The organism is Yoonia sp. R2-816, assembly GCF_046762905.1.
Taxonomy (GTDB): Bacteria; Pseudomonadota; Alphaproteobacteria; order Rhodobacterales; family Rhodobacteraceae; genus Yoonia.
Map to the genome: position 1 here is coordinate 1 of NZ_JBKQXN010000047.1, position 750 is coordinate 750.

The 750-nt window shown below is 50.8% G+C and carries 1 protein-coding gene; it reads right to left on the bottom strand.

Annotated elements, in window-relative coordinates; translation table 11 throughout:
• Nucleotides 1-68: 68 nt before the first annotated feature.
• Nucleotides 69-750, bottom strand: a 682-nt coding sequence (locus tag ACFWW2_RS00800; protein WP_393925461.1) for a helix-turn-helix domain-containing protein, incomplete at its 5' end; no start/stop codon positions are given.

Genomic DNA, 750 nt, shown 5'->3' on the forward strand with positions numbered 1-750 from the left:
GCCCTGCCGATTTACATCCGGGGGTCACTGGTCTGAGATTGTGGACTGCAAAACTGCGCGGATCTGAGTTAGTCCCGCGTTGTTTCAGAATCGTCCTGCTCTTCTTCTTGCAACAATTCGTAGGGGTGAACCGCTAAGGGAAAAGCCAGCGCAGCAACCACGTCAATGGACGCAGATCTCTTCGCATACTCCACACTCTGCACGGTAGACAGGGACAAACGGGATTTTAGGGCGAGATCTGCTTGCGACAACCCCTTCTTCCGTCGAAGTTTTTTGACGTTATCGGCCAGTACGTTCCTGATGAAGCCGGTATCAGATCCCAGGATCTTGAGGCCTTCTGCCAGTAATTCAGCAACATTACTATTGAGAGCAAAGGCGATCTTTTCAAGCGTCGCCAGGTCTGATGATGTCTTGGATTTTTCCGTGTGGTTGATCGTTGTGACGGAAAGCCCCGTCAAGTCGGCGAGTTTATGCTGGGAGAGTGACAAGGCTTCGCGTCTGGCTTTCATGGCCAGGGCGAAGGATTTTTGAGTCGTTGTATCAGGTTCTATCATTCCACAGAGAAACCATATTGAAGCTTTTAGAGCTATTGGGGCGGAGTAAAAGGGGACCCTTGCCCGAATCTCTACATCTGGTGTAGGTCTAGGATTAGACCCATAGGTCTGATGATACAAGCCGGACAACAATGAGGAAAGGAACAGCCAGAAAAGCGAAGCCCCCCGAAAGCAAAACTTCCAGAGGGCCACACGA